This is a genomic window from Streptomyces sp. NBC_01003 (genome assembly GCF_045162695.1).
Lineage (GTDB): Bacteria > Actinomycetota > Actinomycetes > Streptomycetales > Streptomycetaceae > Streptomyces.
This window is the reverse complement of the sequence record NZ_CP108707.1, coordinates 10,006,618-10,027,381: the sequence shown is the minus strand read 5'-3', so window position 1 is coordinate 10,027,381 and position 20,764 is coordinate 10,006,618. Positions and strand designations below refer to the sequence as shown.

The window sequence follows — 20,764 nt, the reverse complement described above, 5'->3', positions numbered from 1 at the left end:
GGGCTGGATGCTCGCCTCCCCAGTACGTGACGGCCCAGCCTGCTTGACACCCGCTTTAGGAGCGAGGTGGGGCGGCGTCGTGGCTGACCTGCGTGATCCCAGCCTCGGTGGCAGCCCAACTGAGCGCCCGTCAAGCTCCACAATTCCCCGTGGCTCCCCGCTGGATCTGGCACGTTTGTGGCACGGGCTTCAGTCGCCCGCGAACCACAGGTAACTGCCTGGGGTGGCCGCGCATTATTCCAGCATCGTCGCGAGATCGTCCAGCGCTGCGAGCTGACGCTCATCACCGCACTTTTGCCGCAGATCGTGGATCTCCTGGAGGGCGGCGGCAGACTCCTGCTCGTTCATCAACGTATCGCCGTACGGATCGACGGCAGTGAGCCTCCCGGTTACTCCGAGGAGCTGGAGCGAGCCGAGTACATCGGCCAACGCGTCGCCATGTCCGTGAGAGCTCCGCAGGAGTGTTGCGCGAGACTTGCGCCAGTTACGCGGCGGCCGCGATGCGTGCAGCTCCAGATCGACGCCCATACGCCATGATGCGCACAGTTCTCTGGATGTGACGCGCCAAGTCTTGAGGGCCTCGGCGCGTGTTGCAGCCGTCCTTGTCGGCGTCGAGATACTGGTGCGCTGATAGCCGGTGCGGTCCTCATCTGCGAGGGGCAGCGCTTTCAGCGCGGTCTGCAACGGCATCGTGAGATGTCACCCGGCTTGCCCAGCGATTCCAAAGCCGCCGGAGCCGTGTGCGCGCTCGCGGGGGCCAGCAGGGCGGCCACCGCCAAAGCCGTCGCTGCTGCATCCACTGCTGCGTGCACGGCCTTGCATGACGCTTGGCCCTGCGCCAACTCGCGCCAACCGGCGGCGCGCAGGGCGCGCGCCGCCGTTGGCTGGCTGGCTGTAGGGCACCGGCGTCGGTGGCCGGGGATCAGCGGCGGTGGTGGCCCCAGGAGCCGGCGTCGATGATGCGGCGGTGGTCGTTGCGCAGGGTCGTGGTGTCGCCGTTGTTGTCCCAGACGTAGGCGCGGCGGTCCTGGAACAGGTCGGTGCGCGTGTCGCGTCCGATGCCGGTGTGGACGCGGACGGTTGCGTGGGCGCGCAGGGTGAAGTGGTGGAAGGTGTAGGTGTGGCCGTCCCGGTCGGACAGGGTCCAGCGGTTGAGGTTGACCGCGCTGCGGGTGGGGTTGGTGATGTTGACCCACTCGTTGTTCAGCGAGCGGTTGGAGCGGTCGTCACGGCCCGGAGAGTCATACTGCACACCGGAGATGTAGATCGTGCCGTGCGGGCGGGATGCAGGGTGGCCGGCGGCCGTGGCCGGGAGCGCAAGCGCGCCCACGGTGGCGGCCGCGACAGCGGCGACAGCAGTCAGACGGCGCACAGAAGCAGAAACGGACACGATGGTCCTCCTTCACATGGCGCCCACACCCAGGCCAGGTCGCGGCAGCGAAAACCCCAGGCCGGTGGGGTGTGTTGTGCTGGTGGGCGGCCGGCTGGCCGCACACCGACACCCTGCAGCCCACCCCCCGGAATGTGAAGGAAACGCGAAGGTCGTCATGGTTTTCACAGGTTCTTGTGACATTCGCCTGCAATGACCATTTAGTGGCTAAATGCATCGAGTTGACGCCCTGTCAGGCCCACATCCCTAGAAAACACAGGCCTGCCGTGGCCCTGCGCCACGCCGTGCCACCCCGCCAGCAAAGACCCGTTCACCCGAAAGTGAGTAACAAAGATTCCGCGCTCCGGCTGAGCGAGGCCTCCCGGGCGAGGTGGTGTCAGGGTGCTCTCCGCCGACGCGAAACCCTCCAGCGCGCCTACGGCTACGGCGACTCCGACACCTGCAGCAGGACCGTCTTCGCCTGACTGACCCGCTACAACACCCGCCGCCGGCACTCCGCCAACAGCCACCTCAGCCCCAACGAATACGAACACCGACACCACACCTCTAAACTCACGCTCGCCGCGAGATCAAAAACCGCGTGCCCACCTCCACGAGGGAAGGCCCGCAGCACCGTCTGCTGGCGCCTGCCAACAACCACCAACCTGCCGCGTCCACCCGCATCGGCCCCAGCCCCCAAACGGCCGCCCTGCACAAAGGTTCAACCCTGAATGCAGGGTGGAGGGGCCTCCCCCTGAGTGGTGGACACGCTGATACTGGATCTGCTTGATCCGGAGGAAGCATGTCCTACGACACCCCGCACCGCGGGGCGTGGCTGCCGCTGGGAGTCCAGGCGTTCGCGCACTTCGTGAAGGAGCACTGGGGCAGCGCCAACCCGCTCCTCAGCCTCTACTCCGACCTGGTCAGCAGCCCGGCCGCCCGTCAGATGCTGCGCTGGCACCTGGGAACCGGCGCCGATGCCACCCTCGAGGTCGCCGCCGGCCAAGACCAGGAGCGGACCGACTTCCTGAACGCCCTCGAGAGAGTGGGCAGCTGGCCCCAGATCCCCCGCCTGCTCGGTGTCGCCAACGGAACAGGCACCGGCGTGGGGAACAGCATCCCCGCCGGCGACACCGCGATGGCCGCCGACGGACCCGAGCTGGCCGGCCGCCTCTACACCCAGGGCAGCGGATCGCAGACCGTCGCCCGGATGGAGAAGACGGGCCAGAGTCCTGTGGAGATCCGCACCACCGGCTTCCCCGAACTCGACGGCGCTCCGGGCGGTCTCTTCCCCAAGGCCCCGCTCCTGGAAGACGCCGCCAACTTCGGCATGGCCGCCATGCTGGCCGAGATCGTCAACAAGCAGTCGGCGGATCTCGCCCACAACACCTCGACGTTCGTCCCCACCATCAGCGCCGTGGCGACGGCCGAAATCGACGACCATGCCGCCCTGTACGGCAAGGTCGACCCCGAGCTCAGCGACCTCCACGGCTTCCTCTGCGCCACCACCAACGAAGGCCACACCTCATGACCCGAGAACTCGGTCAATGGATCGTGGCCAAGCTCCAGGAGGCGTAACTCGTGGAAGCAAGCATGGACCTCATCAATACGGCGAAGGCGGGTTCGCCCGACGTCGTCGCAGCGGCATAGGGAACGGCGACCCGGACGTCGATTGGCCCCGCGCAAAGGCTCGGCGCGCTGGGGCTAATCCATGACCCCGGCCCCCTCGTCGTGCAGAGCACAAGCATCCCGGCAAGCATCCAGGTGCTCTCAAAACTCAGGTTCTGGCTCAACTTCTGTGGTGACGCCCGGACGCTCGATAGATCAGGTCGGTGCATGCAGGGAACCGGCAGGTCAGAGCGTTGGTCCGATGCGGTCACGAACGCGCACTGCACAGCTCCACAGAAGTTGAGCCAGAACCAAAACTCAGCGACATCACTCTCCCGTGAAAGAGAGTGCTCTCGCCCCTGAACTACAGGCGCTCTCGTAACTCACTAACAAAGCCACACCTGACGGGCCTCTCCGTCCATGTCCGTTCCGCAGCGAGCATGCCCGCGAGGCCCGGATCGGCAGCTACGGCAGCACTCCAGGCGCCCGGATTTACCCTGGCCGAGCAGGCCGCGGACGAGTCGTGGATCGAACTCAAGGCGTGGCCTGACAGCGCGGCGTAGCTGCCGTCAACTCAGAAGCCGCCCCGGGCCTTTGTCTTCACGTCCTGCTCGACTTCGTGCCGAGGAACGCCCTGCTCCTTCGCGTACTCCGTGACCGCGGCCTGCGTGTCCCGGGCCAGGTTCTGCCCACTCGGCCACGCTGGTATGCCCCTCCCCCTCGTCCACGACGTGAGCGAGGTCCACCTGCGCCAGCAGGACAACGCGCACGCCGGTCACCTCGAAGACCGCGACCGGACGGTCGCCACTATTCGGGCAAGTACTCGTCCACCACGACGGGTGGCCATGTGGTCTATGAGAGTCGCCTGGAACTGGCCCGGCTGTTGCTGGCCGACTTCGATCCTGCGGTGCAGGGGATCTTCGCTCAGCCGTGCCGACTTGCGGCTCGTGTCAGTGACCGGCTACGGCATCATGTCCCGGACTTTCTGCTGGTCATGCGCTCGGGGACGGTTCGGGTGGTCAACGTCAAACCGGCGGACCGGCCGCAGGACCCGGAGATCGCGGAAGCCCTGGCCTGGCGTGGAGAACTATTCCGGCAGCACGGCTGGGAGTAGAGATCTGGTCTGGAACGGATCGGGTACTGCTGGAGAATGTACGGTTCCTGACTGCCTACCGGCGCCCCGGTGTGGAGCCCGAGGCCGAGGTAGAGCTGGCGTGGGCACAGCTGATGGACGGTGAGGAACTGGCCCTGGCCGAACGCCGGTTGACGGGTAACCGGCCGCCCGAGAAGGCGATACCAGCCCAATTGTAGGTTCTCAGCTTCGCTGTCGGGCGGCGACCCCGTGACCTGGCGTTCTTCTCCTCGTCTCAGGTCGTGTCGCTGGGCTGCTGTCTCAGGCGCGTGTCATTTCCTCAGCCAGAGCCGGGTGGCCTGCCAGCTTGGCTGCGACCTCACGGGTGGCATCACCGCGCAGGATCCGTGGCCCATCCGCTGCTCGGCTGTCGGGGAGGGTGTGGCCCATTCGCTATGGCCAGACTGGAGGTTCGTCGCTCTTGTCTTGGGGCGTGGTGCACGACCTTCCGCTTCAGGTTGCCACTGAACTGCCGGGGCCGGGTGATTGTTGATGCCGATTTCCGTGCGCATGGCCGCCTGGGACGGGATGGCGGAAGTTGGACTGTGCCGTGTCGAGGAGGTGGCGCAGGCGGAGGCCCTCCGGGGCGATGGCCGTGACCAGTGCGGCAGGGCCGGCGAGCGGTGTCAGCACGGCTTGGCCGTCTTCCGGGGCGTCGCCGAAGAGTTGGACTTCGGGGGGCTTATTCTCGAAGTCCGGTTCGACAACGAGGAGTTGCCCGGTAGCGCGGTGGTGGGCGAGGACGGCTGGGCCGTCCCAGCCGGGTGTACCAGGCCCGTACTCGGCTTCCTGGTCGAGCAGAGGGCGCCCACCGCGTCGAACGATGAGCCGCGTGGCCACATGGCCCGGCGGTTCGCCCGTGCGTCCCAGGATCTGTTCTTCGCGCAGTACGAGCCGTGCCGTGGGGGCAAGGTCGACGGTCCAGGTCTGGCGCAGGTTGCTGCCGGCGGCGCAGATCAGCGGCTTGGGCAGCCAGTGGAGTTCCGCATGCTCTGCGACGGTCAGGTGTACGTCGTAGGTGGCGTGTTCGGGGGTGGGGCCTCGCAGTGCGAGGGTCGCGGCGGCGGAGGTGATGTGGAGTGCTGCGCCCTGTTGGACGGTGGCTTCGATGCGGAGCCGGTCGCCGCCGAGCGGGGCGCTCATGGCGCCGACGACGCACACGCGTGCCTCGGTCCGGCGTGAACGCAGGCGCCGCAGTTCGAAGGGTCCGTCGCCGTCGAGGACGGGCAGGGTGGTGATGCCGCCCCTGGAGACTGCTGAGATGCGAGCGGTGGCTCGTATGCCCACCGCAGTCCGCTGGGCGGGCGGCACGGTTTCTGGAGTTGTGAGCGTCATGCGGTGCCTTCGGTCCAGTTGGTGAGGCGTTCGCGGACCCAGTCGGCGACCGGTTTGACGCCGCCCTCGCTCTTGAGGGAGGTGAAAGCGACGGGGAGGTGGCCGCGCTGGCGCTTGGCGTCGCGGGCCATGCTTTCCAAGTCGGAGCCGACGTAGGGGGCAAGGTCGGTCTTGTTCACGATGAGGAGGTCGGCGGTGGTGACGCCGGGGCCGCCCTTGCGGGGAATGTCGTCGCCGCCCGCGACGTCGATGACGAAGATCTGGCTGTCGACCAGGCCCTTGGAGAAGGTGGCCGTGAGGTTGTCGCCGCCGGACTCCACCAAGATCAGGTCGAGCGGGCCGACCTCGGTCTCCAGGTCCTCGACGGCTTCGAGGTTGGCGGAGATGTCGTCGCGGATGGCGGTGTGCGGGCAGGCGCCGGTTTCGACGGCCTTGATGCGTTCGGCGGGCAGCACGGCCTCACGGAGCAGGAACTCAGCGTCCTCTCGGGTGTAGATGTCGTTGGTGACCACGGCGATGGACAGCTCGTCGCGCAGCGCCCGGCACAGGGCGGCGACGGTGGCGGTCTTGCCCGAGCCGACCGGGCCTCCCAGGCCGATACGCAGGGCTCGGCGGGCACCGTCGGGGCGCTTCGGGTCGGCGGCGCTGTAGGTGTGCCGCTCGGGAAACCTGTCGTCGAGATCGTGGTCAAGGTGCATACGGATCCCTGTCTTGTGTCGTCATGTGCGTGATCTCGTGGTGCGGGGGTCAGGAGGCGAACAGGCGTACCGGCCACGCAGAGTGCTGCTGAGCGGTGATGTCGAGCAGCGGCGCGGAGGCGGCAGGCAGCACGTCGATCCCCTCCTTGGCAATGCGTTGTGCAGTGGTCGCGGCTGTGGCGGCGGTCCGGTCGAGGTCGGGGGCCAGGCGGGCGAGGACTGCGGTGGCGTCGAACGGGTCCAGGCTCAGCAGCCGGACTGTCGCGGTGGCCGGCCCGCTGACGGTTTCGTACGCCGCCGCATACGCGGCGTCCAGCGGCGCCAGCCCGGCCGACCGGGCCGCCAGTCCCAGGACCACCGGCTGGTGTGCGCCCTGGGGCCTGGCCGCGGCCAGTTGCTCCAGCTCGGCTGACGGCCACGTGGCGCGGGCCGCCCGCATCATCTGCCGCCCGAGTTTGCGGGCGGTGATCCGAAGGGCCTGCACCGGGGTCCGGGCGTCGGCGGCCTCATCCAGCTCGAGCGGATCGTGGCCGGCGGCAGCCGCAGCGGCCAACGCCGCCGCGACCAGGCCCGTGGTGTGCAGCCGGCCCCGGCAAAAGTCCTCCAGCGAGTCCGCATCCTTGATCCGGCCTGCAGCCACGGCTGGTTCGGCTCCCCCGGAGTGTGCGTGCCCTCCGGCAGGGAACCGGCCGTCGGCCAGGACGAACAGCGCGGCACGGTTCAACTTTCGCACGTCACCTTTCACCCTGTCGGATGCTCAGAAGAGGAAGTACCGCTGGGCCATGGGCAGTTCGGAGGCGTAGGCGCGGTCGACGATTTGACCTTCGACGAAGGTCGTCACGTCCGTCACCTTGGCGCCACCGATGATGACCTCGTAGGTGTCGGGGTCGATCTCGACGTCGGGGGTGGCGTTGTTTTCCTTCATGTGCTGCTTGAAGACGCCGCGGGTGCTGGTGATTGCTTTGAACTGCTTGTTCAGCTTGCGCCGTTCGGCTCGCCCGCTGTCCTTGGCCTTCTTGGCGGCGTCGGCCCGCTGGGTGGCAAGGTGATCGATGGCGTGTTGGGTGACGAAGTTGAAGGAGATGGCACCGGGCGCCAGGCCGGTGGACCCCCACATGGGGCGAGGCAGGACCGGCTGCGGGGTGGGGATGGAAGCGTTGGCGTCGCCCACCTGCGCGTACGCGATCTGCCCACCCTTGATGACCATGTGTGGCTTGACCCCGAAGAACTTCGCTTCCCACAGCACCAGATCGGCCAGCTTGCCGGTCTCCACCGATCCGACCACCTGGTCGATGCCCTGGGCGAGGGCCGGGTTGATGGTGTACTTCGCGACGTACCGGCGGGCGCGCCTGTTGTCGGCCAGCGGTGGCTCAGGCTCCGGCGTCCTGTCGGCCGGCTCCGCCTTGCCCTTCGCCTTCTCGTCCTCCGGCAGATCCTCCCTCAAGAAGCCGCGGCGTACCTTCATGACGTGCGCGGTCTGCCAGGTACGCATGATCATCTCGCCGATGCGGCCCATGGCCTGGGCATCCGAGGACATGATCGAGATAGCGCCGAGGTCGTGCAGGATGTCCTCGGCAGCCATCGTGGAGGGCCTGATCCGGGAGTCCGCGAAGGCCAGGTCCTCCTCGACCTTCGGGTTGAGGTGATGGCAGACCATCACCATGTCGAAGTGCTCCTTGACCGTGTTGACGGTCAGCGGCCGGGTAGGATTGGTGGAAGCGGGCAGGACATTCGGCTCGCTCACCATCTTGATCATGTCGGGGGCGTGGCCACCGCCGGCACCTTCCACATGGAAGACGTGGATGGAGCGCTCCTTGATGGCGTCGATCGTGTCCTTGACGAAGCCGGCTTCGTTCAGCGAGTCGGCGTGGAGCGCGAGCTGGACCCCGCTCGCCTCACAGACCTTCAGGCACTCGTTGATGACGGCAGGGGTGGCGCCCCAGTCCTCGTGAACCTTGAAGCCGATGACACCGGCCTTCACCTGATCTTCCATCGACTTCCTGGACATCGTGGCGCCCTTGCCAAGCAGCCCGATGTTGACCGGGAAAGCGTCCAGCGCCTCGAAGGTGCGCTCGAGGTGCCAGGACCCGGGGGTGACGGTGGTGGCGGTGCTGCCCTCGGCCGGCCCCGTGCCGCCGCCGATGAGCGTGGTGACACCCGCGGCCAGTGCCTCACCGATCTGGTCGGGACAGATGAAGTGGACGTGGGTGTCGATACCGCCGGCGGTGAGGATCCTGCCGTTGCCCGCGATGACCTCGGTGTCCGGTCCGACGACGAAGTCGATGGGCGTCGGGCCGACACCGTTGTGGCCGCCGGCCCCCTCGTGCAGTGGGTTCATCGTCTCGGGGTTGTACGCCTTACCGAGCGCAACGATGAGGCCGTCACGGATGCCGACATCTGCCTTGACGATGCCCCAGTGGTCCAGGACGACCACCCCGGTGATGACGGTGTCAGGGGGCAGGACACGGCTGCGCGCGGCCTTGCCGGTAACGCCCGGATCGCGCGGCAGGATGGACTGTCCCATCGACTCCCGGATCACCTTGCCGCCGCCGAAGACCATCTCATTGCCGCTGCGTCCCGGGCCGCCTGACCAGTCGTCCTCGATCTTGACCTGCAGCGCCGTGTCAGCGAGGCGGATACGGTCACGGGTCGTCGGGCCGAACCGGTCCGCGTAATCGGCGCGAGGCAACGGGGCGAAGGGCTTCAGCTCTTCCTGACAGCACGAACACTCGGGGCACTCAGCCATGGAACTCACACCCGCTTCTTCTTGGACGAACCCTTGGTGTTGTCGAGTGAGCCGCTGCTCTTCTCGCGCAGGCCGTGGATGACGCGCTCGCCCTCGATGGGCACGAGCTCCACCTTTTGCTCGATGCCGGGCTCGAAGCGGACGGAGCTGCCGGCGGGGACGTTCAGACGCCGGCCCCACCCTTCCTTCCGAGTGAACTCCAGCCCGTCGTTGGCCTCGGCGAAGTGATAGTGGGAACCGACCTGGATGGGGCGATCGGTCGGGTTCCTGACCAGTAGCTCTGCGACCTGACGGCCCTGGTTGAAGACAACGACTTCGTCTCCCTCCAGCGGGGACAGGTCGGTCTTCCCGGGCCAGACGGCGGGCTCCTCGCCCTTGCCCGCTTCCGGGAACGGGTCGTGGATGGTGACCAGCTTCGTGCCGTCAGGGAACGTGGCCTCCACCTGCACGTTCTCGATCATCTCCGGGACGCCTTCCATCACCTCCTCCCGGGTGAGCACCTTCCGTCCGGAAGACATGAGGTCGGCGACCGTCTTTCCGTCCCGGGCCCCCTCAAGGACATGCACGATCAACAGCGCCATCGTCTCCGGATAGTTCAGCCGCACCCCCCGGGCCCGGCGTTTCTCGGCGACATCCGCCGCCACATGCATCATCAGACGCTCTTGCTCATGTGGAGTCAGGTGCACAGCCCTACCTCTTGTTCGTTGTTGCCCAAGACCTCTGCCATCCCGGGCCCACGCGCCGGGGCTTGGCCATGCACCGTGACGCAGACAAGGCAAAGCCCCGTGGCTTCAGACTCGATTCAGTCGGCGTATCACGGACATCGCAACTGGTCAGCCCGCCCCCGTAGAACCAATTCGATCACCGCACCAAAGCCCCGCAACGGGATACGCAAGATCAGCACCCACACGAGCGGTCACTGAAACAGCCACTCGAATATCAGGTAATCGTCGTGTACTCCCGCAAACACGCGAAGACTCATCGAGACCTCCAGCTGGTCGCGGCCGGGGCCTCACGGCGATTCGTTTGATGGGGCGCCTCGTTGACCAGCCGCAGCTCTGACGTCTCAGAACCCCTCCGTCAACTACCCGGTCGTGAAACGACCGGGCTTGCTGCTCGAGTCATCACTGGCTGTGATGGGTTCGGCTGCGTCCAGTTCTCACGTGATGAGGGTGAGTTCAGGGACCGTTGACTGGGCCCCGCAGACCCACACGTACCACCCACGGCGGGCGATGTTGTGGGACGCGCTGTGGTCTGCGTGATCAACGAATCCGCAGACCCGGCACGAGAAGACGGCCTGGGAGGGCCGGTTTCCGCGAGCGGCGTGATGACACTTCGAGCATTCCTGGCTGGTGTACGCCGAATCAACGTGCACCACCGGCACACCGGCCCGCTTCGCCTTATAGGCGATGAACGAGCCCAGTTGCGCGAACGGCCAGGAGTGGACCTTGACGCGTTGGGGCTTTCTCAGCCGTGCCCGCTCGCGAATGCCCGTGAGTGTCTCCAGGGCGATCCCGCGACCGGTGCTCCCCCAAGCTCTCGGCTGCGCTCGAGCAGGGAGGTGCCCCCCTGCCTCCGCCACGATCCGCTTCGATATCTTGTGATTGATGTCCTTGGCGCGCCGGGCTTCCTTGCCCGCATGCCTCTTCGCCCGCCGCTTCGCGGACTTGGTGTTCTTCCTCTGCAGCTTGCGCCGCAGCTTACGATCCTGTTCCCGCTTGCGGTTGATCCGACGCCCCCAGTGGCGCTCGCCGTCGGAGGTGGCCGCAATGTTCACGATGCCCAGGTCGACGCCGAGGAAGCCGGCCGGGTGGGTGTTCGGGGCGGCTTCGTCGATGTCGCAGGTCGCGATCAAGAACCATTTCCCGCCCTGGCACACCAGATCGGACTCACCCCGCCGGTGCGCGGCCAGGACCTCCAGCTGCTCGGCCTGCCCGGTGAACGCCACGTTCTTCGGCCGACCGGACGTGTTCCAGATCGACACCGTGTGTGCCTGGTGCTGCCAGGACAGCATCCGGTCGTCGTAAGGCTGCGCCGCCTGGGGCCGGTATGACGACCGGTTTGCCCGAGGCGCGAGTGTGCCGCTTACTCCCGGGCCGCCCGCACCGGCCGTTACGCAGGTTCGCCTTCAAGGTGGTGTAGGCGTCGCAGGTCTTCTTGATCGCGTGCTGGGCGGCCTGCGCGCCAAGCCCCCACCGCTCCCGGATCTCGGCATAGGCGTGCTTGCGGAGCTCCAGCGGACGTCGCGCCTCTTTCTCGAATGCGACGGACGCGGCCCACGTGGCGGCCTCGTTGCAAGCGTGCAGGGTCGCCTCAAGTGCCGCCGCCTGTACGGGCGTCGGCAGCAGCTTCACCCGCACCACCAGCTTCACGATCAGCGAACCTATACACCTGGACGAAGACCCACACACGTTCGCCCCCGCCCCACCCCAACGAGCGAAACCCGCCCCGGCCCTCCCCCGCGCACACCGCCGTAGCCCCGCTCCGCCGGAACGCCTCCCGGCCGCTCCGCAGCCGTGATGGCCTGCGGCACATCACGGCGACGCTCCGCGTCGCACCCCGTGGATGCGATTCCTCCCGGGCGTGAACGCCCGGGGTTCCTCGCAAGAACCCGCTGAAGCCGACGTACGGGCTGACTCCTTGGCCTGGGCCCCGGTCGCTGTGTCCGGGGCGCCACTTCAGACTTGGGGAGGTCCTGCTCCGCGCTGTAACGGAAGAGACAAGATCGCACACGGGGTGTTCTGCGTCCCTACCCTGCCTGACATGGGTGGGATTGATGTGGCCAATGGAGTCGTTGGCGCGATGTTGGGGATGCTGTTCGCGGTGTTGTTTCAACAGCCGTTACAGAACAGCTGGTACAGACTCCGGACTCGCTCCACGAGAGCGGTACGCAGCCTGAGACAGCGGGAGGAGTCCAGTCCCGCGTGGAGAACCTTCTCTCTGGGGCCCCTCCATACTTCCGCCCTGGTTGTGGAGGGAGATGGCGAGTCGTCCATACCCGCCGACGCCATATACATCCAAGTGCTCGACGAGGAGATCGAGCTGCCCTCGGACATGGTCGGATGGCTCGCTGAAATCGAGGCTGAGAGCGCACGCTTGCGTGCGGAGGGCCGAACGCCGTTGTGGAACGGTCCTCGCTACGCAGTCGAATCGTTCGACGTCTCCCGCACTGCCCTCGACGAACAGCCCGAAGTCCATCTGCGGCTACGCCCGACGGACTACTACACGTTTCTTGCGGCTCAGCAGCTCGACCGACGGCTGGCCGACGGTACAACTCCTCGGTCCTGCTACCTCGACCCGGACGATCCGCTGCAGGCACCTGCGTTTCTTCAGTGCAGTTTCGCCATCAACGTTGCGGTGGTGACCGCCGACGATATGTTGGTCGTCAGCCAGCGCAGCGACCGGGTCCGTATGGCGCCAGGTGTCTGGAACTCCTCTGTGAACGAGGGCATGTCACGGCACATCGACTCATCCGGCCGGAGCGCCCCGGACCTGTATGCCGTCGCCCGGCGTGGCATGCGGGAGGAACTCTCCATCGAGCCGAACGAGTACTCACTTGAACTGCTTGCCTTTGTACTGGACATCGACAAACGTCACTGGAGCGCTCACTTCTACGCCAGGCTGAAGGACTTGACCGGCGAAGGCCTGCAGGCACGTATGAGCAGAGGAGTCGCGGACAGATGGGAACATCAGACCATCGACTACGTGTCTTTCCGCCCTACAGCAGTAGTCAAGTACATACTCCGTGCCGATCGGATTCATCGGTGGGCTCCACTTGCGCCGGCGCTCTTCCATCTCGCGTTGGTACACGTCTACAGCCGCACAACGGTCGAAAGAGCGGGCGCGCAGATTCTTCGGCGCATGTAGTAGCGAACGGAGCAAATGGAGGCTCCCACTCGATGAAGATCTCGGAGGCCCCGCAGCGACTACCGGCGCCGCCCGAACAGACCGCGGGGCTCGTTCGCTTCCGCTTCCGCCTGTGCGCGGACTGCGGCCTCTTGGCGTTCCTTCTCCGCCTCTTCCTGCAGTGCCGCGGCCTCGCAGGACTCACACAGTTGCGGCCGCCACCCGTGGCTGGGGCGGGGGTAGCGCTGCACGATCTTCCAGCGGTCGTCGGGGAACTTCGCCCCGCACACCGTGCACACCGGGCGCCGCGCCTCGTGTTCCGCGGCCTGCTGCGCGGCGAGGCGTTTCTGTTCAGCCTGGTGGGCTTCCTGCCGGGCCTGTTGCTGTTCGCGCCGGCGTTCCAGGGCAGCGTCCATGCGGGGGTTGCCGATCGCATCCCACAACGTCTTGAGATGTCGGCGGTTGAACCTCCAGAAGATCTTCCCGTGCGGGCCTTGCTCGCGTAGCAGCTCCAGCGTGGTCGTCACGATGGGGATCTTCTGTTCGCAGGTGTGGAACGCATCGTCGCTGTCCCGTCGGCCCTGCCAGTGCTCGCGGGTGAGGCGTGCGACTTTCTGCATCTGCGTGCGCGCCGGACGGGCGCCGATCTGGTGGAGGACGAGCAGCACCGGCGGCATGGCCAGCGAGACGCCCCGCTGGCCTTGGGGGCCGCTCCAGCGGGTGCGCCACATCGGCCGGTTCCGGCCGTCGGTGTCCTTCACGGTGCGCTGGTAGAACCGCGAAGAGGAGGTCGTAGTCCTTGATGCCGTTCGTCGACGGCCTGCCCGTGACGACGTTCCACACGGTGTGGAACCGGCAGCCGGCCGTTACATACCACCCGGCAGCTCCAGCGTCGCCGCCCGCGATAGGACCACCGTCAACATGTCCTTACGGGACAGCACCGCGCGAAGGGACTCAAGTTGCTGGTCGAGAGGGAGTCGGCTGATCATCAGCCCTGCCTCACAGCTCGCCCGCCGGACGGGCCACCTGTGCCTCAAGGACCCCTCGGTGGAGGGCGGGCGTCGCCCGCCCTCCACCGACTCCGAAACATCGCCAGGACTCCGCAGACGTGTACTTCGGGCTTGATTTCCGGGCCGGAACCTCAGCTCTTGGTCAGGGTGCGGCCGAGAAGAGGCAGCATGTGGTCCCAGTGAAGCTGCAGTGCGGCGGGGTTGAAGGCATCGGTGTCGGACATGGTGAAGCCGTGGATGGTGCCGGGGTAGATCTCGGAGGTGTAGCCGACACCCGCCGCGTCCAGGGCCTGGTTGAGCTCGCCGAGGGCCTTGGGCGTCAAGTCGCTCTCCGCGTGGCCGAAGTGGACCTCGGCGGTGAGCTTGGAGAGGCTGTCAAGTCCGTCGACTCCCACCGGTCCGTGGAATGCAGCGAGGGCGGCTACCTGGCCGGGATGGGCCGCGGCGGTGCGCGTCGCCAGCAGGCCGCCGATGCAGTAGCCGGTCACCGCGACAGGTCCGGCGCTGACCTCGGGCTGAGTGGTGAGGAACTTGAGATAGGCGTCGGCGTCGCTCAGGACACGTTCTGTGGTGTGCGCCTCGATCAAGGGCATCAACTGGGCGAAGACTGCAGGCCGGACCTCTTCTCCGATGTGCTCGGGAAGTTCGATCACCGGTGCCGGGCCGTACCGGTAGAAAAGGTTGGGGACGAGCACGAAGTACCCGTGCCCGGCCAGTTCGCGGGCCATCTCCCGCAGCACGGGCCGGATCCCGAAGCCGTCCGCGTACATCAGCACCCCCGGGTGCCGCCCGCCACCATCAGGGAAAGCGGCGAACGCGTCGGCCTGTCCGTCCGCGGTGGGAATCTGCAGCATCTTGGTGGGCATGAATTCTCCTGTCGTGGTTGACGTGTCGAGCCTGTGATCAACACGACGGAGGCGGAGCCCGCGCAGCAGCGCAAGATCCTCGATCCAACAGCGGGCCGGCACCGGCCCGTACGGCGCTCAGAAGAGCACCGGGTCACCAATCAGTGTGTGGCGCAATGCCGTCCCGGTAGTCATGGCTGCACAACGTAGTCCACCGGATGAAGCCGATGCCAGCCCATCAGGTCACAGTGCTGTTCGCGAGAATGATCTCGGTCGACACCTCGGGATTCTGAACCCGGTCGACATGCCTGAGCCATCTCGGGTAGTGACAACTCACCTTTGCCCACGAACGGGCCCCCGGCTCAACGCGCAGCGGCCCAGGCGAACGAGGTCCGCCCACACCGCGCGCGCCTCGAACCCCAGGAGAGTCACTTCACCTTGACGCACGCCTTGACCGGTGCGTTGGGGCAGCGGGTCGCGTTCTCGGCGAGAGCGGCTTCTTCGGACGGGTCGATGGCGAGCTGCCAGCGGACCTTCACGGCGATCCAGTCGGCGATGTGGTCGCACCGGTCCCCTTCGAACGGCGGCATCCACGTGGACGAGTCCTGGTCTGCCTTCGACAGGTCCGTCTTCGCGGAGACCGCGATCAGAGAGCGGTGGTCACCGAGATCGTTTGCGTACTCCTCGCGCTCCCGCTGGCTCTTTAGTTTATCGTTCATCCGGTTCGGCGGACGCTGCCTTGATGTGAGGCCGGCTCGCTTGCGAAGCCGTGAGGCCTCGCTGTCCCTTGTGTGGCCATCAGCAGCGTGAGCACCGTGGGGAACCTCGACCCGGCCCACAGCCCCTCGTCCTCGGCCGCCACGACCACACCGGCCGGCTCCGGGCGGTCGGCCGCACCGTCGCCCTGCGCCCGGAGGCTGCCCGGCAGGTCGCCGGCCGAGCACCTGACCGCCGCCGCGGCCGAACACCCATGGACCGGCGCGCGCTTCGCCGCGGCCTGGGGGTCCCGAGACGTCCTGGACGCGGTGCTGGTCCGCCCCGAGCTGGTGGCGGAAATCAGCGCCGACCGGGCCGTGGACCACGGCGGCGTCTTCCGCCACCCGCTGCGCTTCAAGCGGCTGCGCCTGGACGCACGCCACGGCGGAGGACATGCCGGGGTTCGAAGTCGGGCCGGCCGCGGCCACAGTGTGAGCGAGCCGGTCCGTGCCTGTCACGCAGCAGACTCTGCTGGCTCCCCCGGTCTCCACTCGCCCTCCGCTCAGAAGCGCAGCAGCTCGAGGAGAGCCTCCGCGGTCCCGGTCCGGCTGTCCGGGCCGGGACCGCCGAGCCCGAAGTGCGGGGCTTGTGTTACAGGGCAGCCGGTGGACGCTGCCTCCGTGCAGGCCTGCGTACAGGCACCGGGCAGCGGGGTCGATGGCCAGGGTTCGTATGTCGTGCCCAGTCAGTTCGGATTCACCGGGCGTGGAGCAACTCGCGGATGTCCTGCCAGTCACTATCGATCGCTTCCACCCGCGCGTCCCGCCAGGTGGAGGGGAGAACGGCTCGGTGGTTGCGGAGTTCTCGCACCAGCAGCACGGCCCGGTTCAGGGTGAAGGCGGCACGGGCGGATGAGGATCCGGCTGCTACCAATTCCTCGATCTGTGTGCGGGCTTCCGCAGAGGTGGCCAGGACGGTCCAGAGCACTGCCAAGTCGTGTCCTGGCAGGTAGCGTCCCGCGTGCTCCCAGTCGATCAGCGTGGTCCGTCCGTCGAACCCGAACACGAAGTTGGTCGGCAGCGGGTCGCCGTGGCCCGGCACCATGTCCGTGCCGACCTGGTGGAACAGGTCGGTCAGGGCCTGGTGGTCCTGCCGGGTCGTCAAGCCCTGGCGGTGATCGCCGTCAAGGCGTCCGGGGTAGTCGGGGGTCCGGGTGAACACGTCGGTAGGGGGCCGCCACCGGGCAAGGTCGGTCATCGCCTCGATCATCGCGGTGACGTGTGCCGGGTCCAGTGCCTGCGACGGGAACCGGTCTCGGCCTGGGACAGGGGGACGGCCCGGGGCGTGCTCGATCAGCAGTACGCCGTGCTGCTCGTCTGCGGCGATGAGGGCGGGGACGCGCACCGGCGGCGGAGTGTGGGTGAAGCATCGGTAGGCCTCGATCTCCGCGCCGAACTTCTCCGCCCAGAGCGGTTCCCGGCTGGTCAGAAGCTTTGCAACGGCCGGTCCGTCCTCGCATTCTCCCGCGATGAGCAGGGACTTCTCGGTGCGGGAGAGGATTGTGGTGGGGCGGAAGTCCGGTCGCAGCCGGATGACCGCCGCCGCGACGCTGGCGAGTTCGTCGGACACGGAGCTCCTCGAGGTGTCGGAGACGTAGGCAGCCGGCTGCTCGCGGCCGGTTCTGCGCAGCAGCGGGGTGTACGTTCGGGGGACGCGTCACCGTGCCGCCCGGTGCGCGCTCCACCACCTGATGCTCGTCCGCCTCGTTGACGCAGTGGGCGGCAGCCCCGGCCGCTGTAACGGCGGCGACGATCGTCTGGGCGGCATTCTCAGCCTCGCTGCTACCCATGTCACGGTCGGAGCGGGTCTGTGGAGCGAACTCACCGTACAGTCCCTCCCCGAAGGAACAGTCTTCTCCCTGCTCGGACCGAACGGCACCGGCGGGCCCTGGTCGCCGTCCCCGCCGCCAGTACGCCCTCTTCCTCCGCCGCTTCCACCGGGTGTCCGACCACCTGCCCGGGGTCGCAACGGCCCAGCGCGAGCCGTCATTCCAAGCCGTCGCCCGCGACGCGCACGGGGCACCTGCCTGACCCGCACGCACGGTCCGCGGTCAGTCTTCCCGCCGGGTGACCCGATCGCGCTCGCCTGTCTCCGGAAGCACCGACGGCGACGGGGCGAGGCTGCGGCGCTCCTGGAAGTAGGCGTATCCCATCAGGCCGATCAGGATCGTCAGCAGCACCGCCGACGAACCCGCCGTACCGAGGTCGAGGCCGCCCTTGGCGACCGGCTTGGTGAGGAAGTCACCGGCGGTGGCGCCGAGCGGACGGGTCAGCACGAAGGCGATCCAGAAGAGCAGCACGTTCGGCACCGCGGGCACCCTCATCAGGGCCACCAGCACCAGCAGAACACCGGTCACGAGTGCCGCGCCGCCGGCGTAGCCGAGGCCTGAGCTGTCGGAGAGGAAGTCGCCCATCGAGGTGCCGAGGGTGTTGGAGACGAGGATCGCCGACCAGAACAGAGCCTCGCCGCGGAAGGTGACGATGTCGCGGATCTGGAAGGTCATGCCGGTCAGCTTCCAGATCGCGAAGATGACCACCAGGATCGAGATCAGGATGGCCGCACCGGTCGGATAGCCCAGGCCCAGGCCTTGCGGGCCCCAGCCCAATGAGGTGGTGCCGTCCGAGAGGAACTTCGTGCTGGCATCGCGGTTCATGAAGTCGGACATGGTGGTGCCGGCCATGCTGGTCGAAAGGATCACGGTCCAGTAGAAGAACGGGTTGTAGCGGCGGGAGCGCAGTTGAACGACCAGGGTCACCACGAAGAGCAGGAACAGGGCGATCGTGGTGAGGAAGTAACCGATCTTCAGGGTCTGCGCGAAGAGGTCGCCTGCCGTCTCGCCCAGAGTCGTCGCGGCCACCTTCATGATCCAGAAGGCCAGGGTGGCCTCGGGCAGCTTCTTCATTACCGACTTGGTCGTGGTCACGGCCGACTGATGCGTGTCCGCTACGTCGAGGTCGGGGATGAGTTCCGGATTCTCCAAGGTCGGGCACTCCTGGTTCTGCGAGGGAGGGCAGCCGCCCGGCGACGGCTGCCGCAGTGTCCGACGCTCGCAGTGATCGCCTGAACACATCCTGAACGCTTTGTAGTTGTTCAGTTACTTTAAGTGTTCGGTGCCGTCACTGCCTTGCGTGTCACTGCCAAAGCCTCATCAAGCGGCACCGTCGAGGGCGAGTGGGTCGAGACCTCGGCGCGGACCCGGGCCGCGCTGAAGCGCTGGCTGGACGTGCGCAAGGACCTGGTGCAGCGGGCCCACGGCACCTCTTGGCTGTGGGTGTCGCTCTGGCAGCCGCGACTCCAGAAGTACATGGCCCGCGAGACCTGAGCACGTGCTTGGCCAGCCGGGCAAGGTACGGCGCTCAGACGGCGTCAGCGGCGAGACGTTGCGAGGGCCTGGTCGGCCGTCGCGAAGCGGTGCTCCGCCGGCTTCAGCACGTCGTAGAGATAGCCGAAGTACTCCGTCTCCGCCGTTCCTGTGAGCACCGCCAGCAACAAGGTCAAGCACCCCATGTCGTGGTGCTCCCACAGGGGTCCGCGGCCCTCGTTGTAGAGCACGGTCCACTCGTCGGGTGGCTGGCTGGGCCGAACCAGCCAGTACAGGAAGGCCCCCGTGCCCTCCTCGAATGCCCACGGCAGGACCCGCGCCCCCGCCTCCAGCAGGCCGGCAGGCTTCGCCTCGAACTCCCACAGGTCGGCCAACACCTCGTCCCGTTCCGTCGTCTGCGCGCGCAGGTCGCAGTCGCTGTAGGCGGAGTCGGGGACGAGTAGCCAGATCGTGTCGTCGAAGATGCCATCGCCGTATGTCTCGACGAGCTGCTTGTAGTCAGCGGGCAGACCCGTACCCATGGAGCGCTCGGCCTGCGCCCAGTCCACTGCGGGCCGTGGCCCGACAGGCGGCGGGCAGAGGCGTACGAGGGAATCGAGGTCGATCATGGAACGGACGCTACTGGCACCCCAGCCGGTGCCCGTGGGCGGGTGGCCGGCGCGGCAAAGGGGCCCGCCCCCGAGTGAAGGCCTTGGGACGTTCTGAGCGCTGTACTTGGCCACAGGGGCCAGCTACGACGCTCAGTCAGATCACATCAGTCCCATGGGACCACGCGGGACCGAGGACTTGGCACTGTTCGATTTTTTTCGGACCCGCGACCGCCAAAACCCTGAACCGGTTCGGGATCACCGCCATCGGCCAGCTCGCCGACACCTGCGCCAGTCCCCTCATCCGGCTGCTCAGCGCACACGCCGCCCGCGACCTGCACGCCCGCGACCACGGCCTGGACGACCGGCCCGTCCGACGCACCGCCCTGCTCCGCTCCACCAGCACCAGCCACAATTTCGATGCCGCCGAACTCGACCCGGTCGCCCACCGCCGGGAGCTGCTTACCCTGGCCGACGAGCCCGGCGCCCGCCTGCGCACAACCGGCGAGGTCTGCCGGGGGCTGACGCTCACCGTGCGCTACGCCGATCGCACCAGCACCACCCGCAGCCGCGCCCTGCCCGAACCAAGCGCCCACTCCCCCGCCCTCACCACCCTCGCCTACAGCGTCTACACCTCGCTGGGGCGAGCGGGCCCGAGTACGCCCTCGCCATGCGCGCCGGCCGGCTCGGGCCAGACGAAACTGCGCACCATCAACTGCTGCTCGACGACGGCGACGAGAAAGCTCGCCGCGTCGAAGCTGTCGCAGACGCCGCTCGCAGTCGGTTCGGACCACACGTCATCACCGCCGCCACCCTCGCCCGCGCCCGCGCCACACGAGTTGGGCACCCCAGGGAGCCGTCATGAGCGGCGCGAGAGAAGGCCACTACCACCTGCTCCTCACCGACGACACCGACGTCCTGCACGGCTTCCTGTAGTGGAGTCTCGGAGAGCGAGGGCCAACTACACCTCGCCTGTGGCGAACAGCTCAAGGTGCCCGCACTTGGGGCAGCGGAACGCCTCTATCTGCCGCCGGAGTCGGCCCATCCGCTTGGCGCCCCCGAGAATCCCCCGCTCCAACGCACCCTCGATCCAGCGTGCGTACCCGCGTGAGTGCTCGCCGGCGTCCTCGACGAAACCCTCCACCAGACCGACGGTGCTGCACTGGGTGCATGTGTAGCTGTTCATCCCGTGAGTGTAGGAGGCGGTGCGACCAGGCGAGGCCCGTAGCCGTCGGCTCCTGCCGGGCTGGGGCGGCGGAAGTCGAAGCCCACGGCCGGTATGCCTGCGCAGCCCTCGAGCAACGACTCGCTGCAGACAAGTCAGCGATCCCGATCCAACGAGACCACAAGCGAATCGGAGGAGATCGGGCGCTGTCCCATCTCGAACGATCTGGTCCCGGCCCGGACCTGTGTCCTGGGGCGACCAGATGAGTTGAGACATGAGCGTGCCGAGGATCTCGGCTGATCCGGTCCTGGGTGACTGGATGCCGGAAGCTGTCTCAGCTGATCT

20 protein-coding genes and 1 pseudogene are annotated in these 20,764 nt (G+C 67.3%); 5 read left to right on the top strand and 16 right to left on the bottom strand.

Translation table 11 applies throughout. The features are described from left to right. Window positions 1-234: 234 nt before the first annotated feature. Together OG698_RS46270 and OG698_RS46265 are read right to left on the bottom strand one after the other, a co-directional pair. Window positions 235-690, bottom strand: a complete 456-nt coding sequence (locus OG698_RS46270) for a hypothetical protein (protein WP_406110354.1) — start codon at window positions 688-690, stop codon at window positions 235-237. Window positions 691-922: 232 nt separating this feature from the next. Further along, on the bottom strand, window positions 923-1,390 hold the full coding sequence (locus tag OG698_RS46265; protein ID WP_406110352.1) for a lamin tail domain-containing protein: 468 nt from the start codon (window positions 1,388-1,390) through the stop codon (window positions 923-925). Between the two features lie 781 nt (window positions 1,391-2,171). Here OG698_RS46265 and OG698_RS46260 point away from each other — a divergent pair. Together OG698_RS46260 and OG698_RS46255 are read left to right on the top strand one after the other, a co-directional pair. Next, window positions 2,172-2,900: a hypothetical protein gene (locus OG698_RS46260; RefSeq protein ID WP_406110350.1), complete on the top strand. Its 729-nt coding sequence runs from the start codon at window positions 2,172-2,174 to the stop codon at window positions 2,898-2,900. A 924-nt stretch (window positions 2,901-3,824) separates the two neighbouring features. Then, window positions 3,825-4,091, top strand: a complete 267-nt coding sequence (locus OG698_RS46255) for a hypothetical protein (RefSeq protein ID WP_406110348.1) — start codon at window positions 3,825-3,827, stop codon at window positions 4,089-4,091. A gap of 471 nt (window positions 4,092-4,562) precedes the next feature. Here the strand turns inward: OG698_RS46255 and OG698_RS46250 are convergent, their stop codons facing one another. From OG698_RS46250 to OG698_RS46225, 6 genes are all read right to left on the bottom strand, one after another. Further along, the gene (locus OG698_RS46250; RefSeq protein ID WP_406110346.1) at window positions 4,563-5,444 is read right to left on the bottom strand and encodes an urease accessory protein UreD; all 882 of its coding nucleotides are present in this window, start codon (window positions 5,442-5,444) and stop codon (window positions 4,563-4,565) included. Continuing rightward, window positions 5,441-6,142, bottom strand: a complete 702-nt coding sequence (ureG, locus tag OG698_RS46245; protein WP_406110344.1) for an urease accessory protein UreG — start codon at window positions 6,140-6,142, stop codon at window positions 5,441-5,443. The genes OG698_RS46250 and ureG overlap by 4 nt, the downstream gene beginning before the upstream one ends. 49 nt (window positions 6,143-6,191) lie before the next feature. After that, window positions 6,192-6,866 carry an urease accessory protein UreF gene (locus OG698_RS46240; RefSeq protein WP_406110342.1) on the bottom strand — a complete coding sequence of 225 codons (675 nt, stop codon included), beginning with the start codon at window positions 6,864-6,866 and terminating at the stop codon, window positions 6,192-6,194. Window positions 6,867-6,899: 33 nt separating this feature from the next. After that, the gene (gene ureC, locus OG698_RS46235) at window positions 6,900-8,888 is read right to left on the bottom strand and encodes an urease subunit alpha (protein ID WP_406111666.1); all 1,989 of its coding nucleotides are present in this window, start codon (window positions 8,886-8,888) and stop codon (window positions 6,900-6,902) included. A gap of 5 nt (window positions 8,889-8,893) precedes the next feature. Continuing rightward, the gene (locus OG698_RS46230) at window positions 8,894-9,574 is read right to left on the bottom strand and encodes an urease subunit gamma (protein ID WP_406110340.1); all 681 of its coding nucleotides are present in this window, start codon (window positions 9,572-9,574) and stop codon (window positions 8,894-8,896) included. Between the two features lie 473 nt (window positions 9,575-10,047). Then, on the bottom strand, window positions 10,048-10,902 hold the full coding sequence (locus OG698_RS46225; RefSeq protein WP_406110338.1) for an RNA-guided endonuclease InsQ/TnpB family protein: 855 nt from the start codon (window positions 10,900-10,902) through the stop codon (window positions 10,048-10,050). Between the two features lie 1,007 nt (window positions 10,903-11,909). Between OG698_RS46225 and OG698_RS46220 the strand changes: the two genes are divergently transcribed. Further along, the gene (locus OG698_RS46220; protein WP_406110336.1) at window positions 11,910-12,755 is read left to right on the top strand and encodes a hypothetical protein; all 846 of its coding nucleotides are present in this window, start codon (window positions 11,910-11,912) and stop codon (window positions 12,753-12,755) included. A 59-nt stretch (window positions 12,756-12,814) separates the two neighbouring features. On the opposite strand, the gene OG698_RS46215 is transcribed toward OG698_RS46220, so the two are convergent. The 5 genes from OG698_RS46215 to OG698_RS46195 form a co-directional block, all read right to left on the bottom strand. Then, entirely contained in the window at window positions 12,815-13,495 is a 681-nt protein-coding gene (locus OG698_RS46215; RefSeq protein ID WP_406111790.1) for a hypothetical protein, read from the bottom strand. Between the two features lie 380 nt (window positions 13,496-13,875). Then, window positions 13,876-14,610 (bottom strand): dienelactone hydrolase family protein, encoded by a 735-nt coding sequence (locus tag OG698_RS46210; protein WP_406110334.1) that lies wholly within the window; start codon window positions 14,608-14,610, stop codon window positions 13,876-13,878. 407 nt (window positions 14,611-15,017) lie between these two features. After that, on the bottom strand, window positions 15,018-15,308 hold the full coding sequence (locus OG698_RS46205; RefSeq protein WP_406110332.1) for a hypothetical protein: 291 nt from the start codon (window positions 15,306-15,308) through the stop codon (window positions 15,018-15,020). A gap of 733 nt (window positions 15,309-16,041) precedes the next feature. Next, window positions 16,042-16,914 carry a phosphotransferase gene (locus OG698_RS46200; protein WP_406110330.1) on the bottom strand — a complete coding sequence of 291 codons (873 nt, stop codon included), beginning with the start codon at window positions 16,912-16,914 and terminating at the stop codon, window positions 16,042-16,044. 481 nt (window positions 16,915-17,395) lie between these two features. Beyond that, window positions 17,396-18,325, bottom strand: a complete 930-nt coding sequence (locus tag OG698_RS46195; RefSeq protein WP_406110328.1) for a hypothetical protein — start codon at window positions 18,323-18,325, stop codon at window positions 17,396-17,398. 144 nt (window positions 18,326-18,469) lie between these two features. Between OG698_RS46195 and OG698_RS46190 the strand changes: the two genes are divergently transcribed. Further along, window positions 18,470-18,667 (top strand): hypothetical protein, encoded by a 198-nt coding sequence (locus OG698_RS46190; protein ID WP_406110326.1) that lies wholly within the window; start codon window positions 18,470-18,472, stop codon window positions 18,665-18,667. Window positions 18,668-18,711: 44 nt separating this feature from the next. Here the strand turns inward: OG698_RS46190 and OG698_RS46185 are convergent, their stop codons facing one another. Continuing rightward, a complete protein-coding gene (locus OG698_RS46185) occupies window positions 18,712-19,275 on the bottom strand; it encodes a hypothetical protein (protein ID WP_406110324.1) in 564 nt (187 codons plus the stop codon). Here OG698_RS46185 and OG698_RS46180 point away from each other — a divergent pair. Further along, window positions 19,224-19,835 (top strand): annotated as a pseudogene (locus OG698_RS46180) (hypothetical protein); the annotation flags it as partial. The gene OG698_RS46185 and the pseudogene OG698_RS46180 sit on opposite strands and share 52 nt — an antisense overlap. A gap of 47 nt (window positions 19,836-19,882) precedes the next feature. On the opposite strand, the gene OG698_RS46175 reads toward OG698_RS46180, so the two are convergent. Next, window positions 19,883-20,101 (bottom strand): hypothetical protein, encoded by a 219-nt coding sequence (locus OG698_RS46175; RefSeq protein ID WP_406110322.1) that lies wholly within the window; start codon window positions 20,099-20,101, stop codon window positions 19,883-19,885. 114 nt (window positions 20,102-20,215) lie between these two features. Further along, window positions 20,216-20,440 carry a hypothetical protein gene (locus OG698_RS46170; protein WP_329580114.1) on the bottom strand — a complete coding sequence of 75 codons (225 nt, stop codon included), beginning with the start codon at window positions 20,438-20,440 and terminating at the stop codon, window positions 20,216-20,218. Window positions 20,441-20,764: the final 324 nt, after the last annotated feature.

What these genes read in the sequence shown, in the direction of transcription:
- OG698_RS46270 (WP_406110354.1), bottom strand. Translation starts at nt 690, where the DNA reads ATGCCGTTGCAGACCGCGCTGAAAGCGCTGCCCCTCGCAGATGAGGAC.
- OG698_RS46260 (WP_406110350.1), top strand. Translation starts at nt 2,172, where the DNA reads ATGTCCTACGACACCCCGCACCGCGGGGCGTGGCTGCCGCTGGGAGTC.
- OG698_RS46250 (WP_406110346.1), bottom strand. Translation starts at nt 5,444, where the DNA reads ATGACGCTCACAACTCCAGAAACCGTGCCGCCCGCCCAGCGGACTGCG.
- ureG (WP_406110344.1), bottom strand. Translation starts at nt 6,142, where the DNA reads ATGCACCTTGACCACGATCTCGACGACAGGTTTCCCGAGCGGCACACC.
- ureC (WP_406111666.1), bottom strand. Translation starts at nt 8,888, where the DNA reads ATGGCTGAGTGCCCCGAGTGTTCGTGCTGTCAGGAAGAGCTGAAGCCC.
- OG698_RS46225 (WP_406110338.1), bottom strand. Translation starts at nt 10,902, where the DNA reads ATGCTGTCCTGGCAGCACCAGGCACACACGGTGTCGATCTGGAACACG.
- OG698_RS46210 (WP_406110334.1), bottom strand. Translation starts at nt 14,610, where the DNA reads ATGCCCACCAAGATGCTGCAGATTCCCACCGCGGACGGACAGGCCGAC.
- OG698_RS46205 (WP_406110332.1), bottom strand. Translation starts at nt 15,308, where the DNA reads ATGAACGATAAACTAAAGAGCCAGCGGGAGCGCGAGGAGTACGCAAAC.
- OG698_RS46185 (WP_406110324.1), bottom strand. Translation starts at nt 19,275, where the DNA reads ATGATCGACCTCGATTCCCTCGTACGCCTCTGCCCGCCGCCTGTCGGG.
- OG698_RS46170 (WP_329580114.1), bottom strand. Translation starts at nt 20,440, where the DNA reads ATGAACAGCTACACATGCACCCAGTGCAGCACCGTCGGTCTGGTGGAG.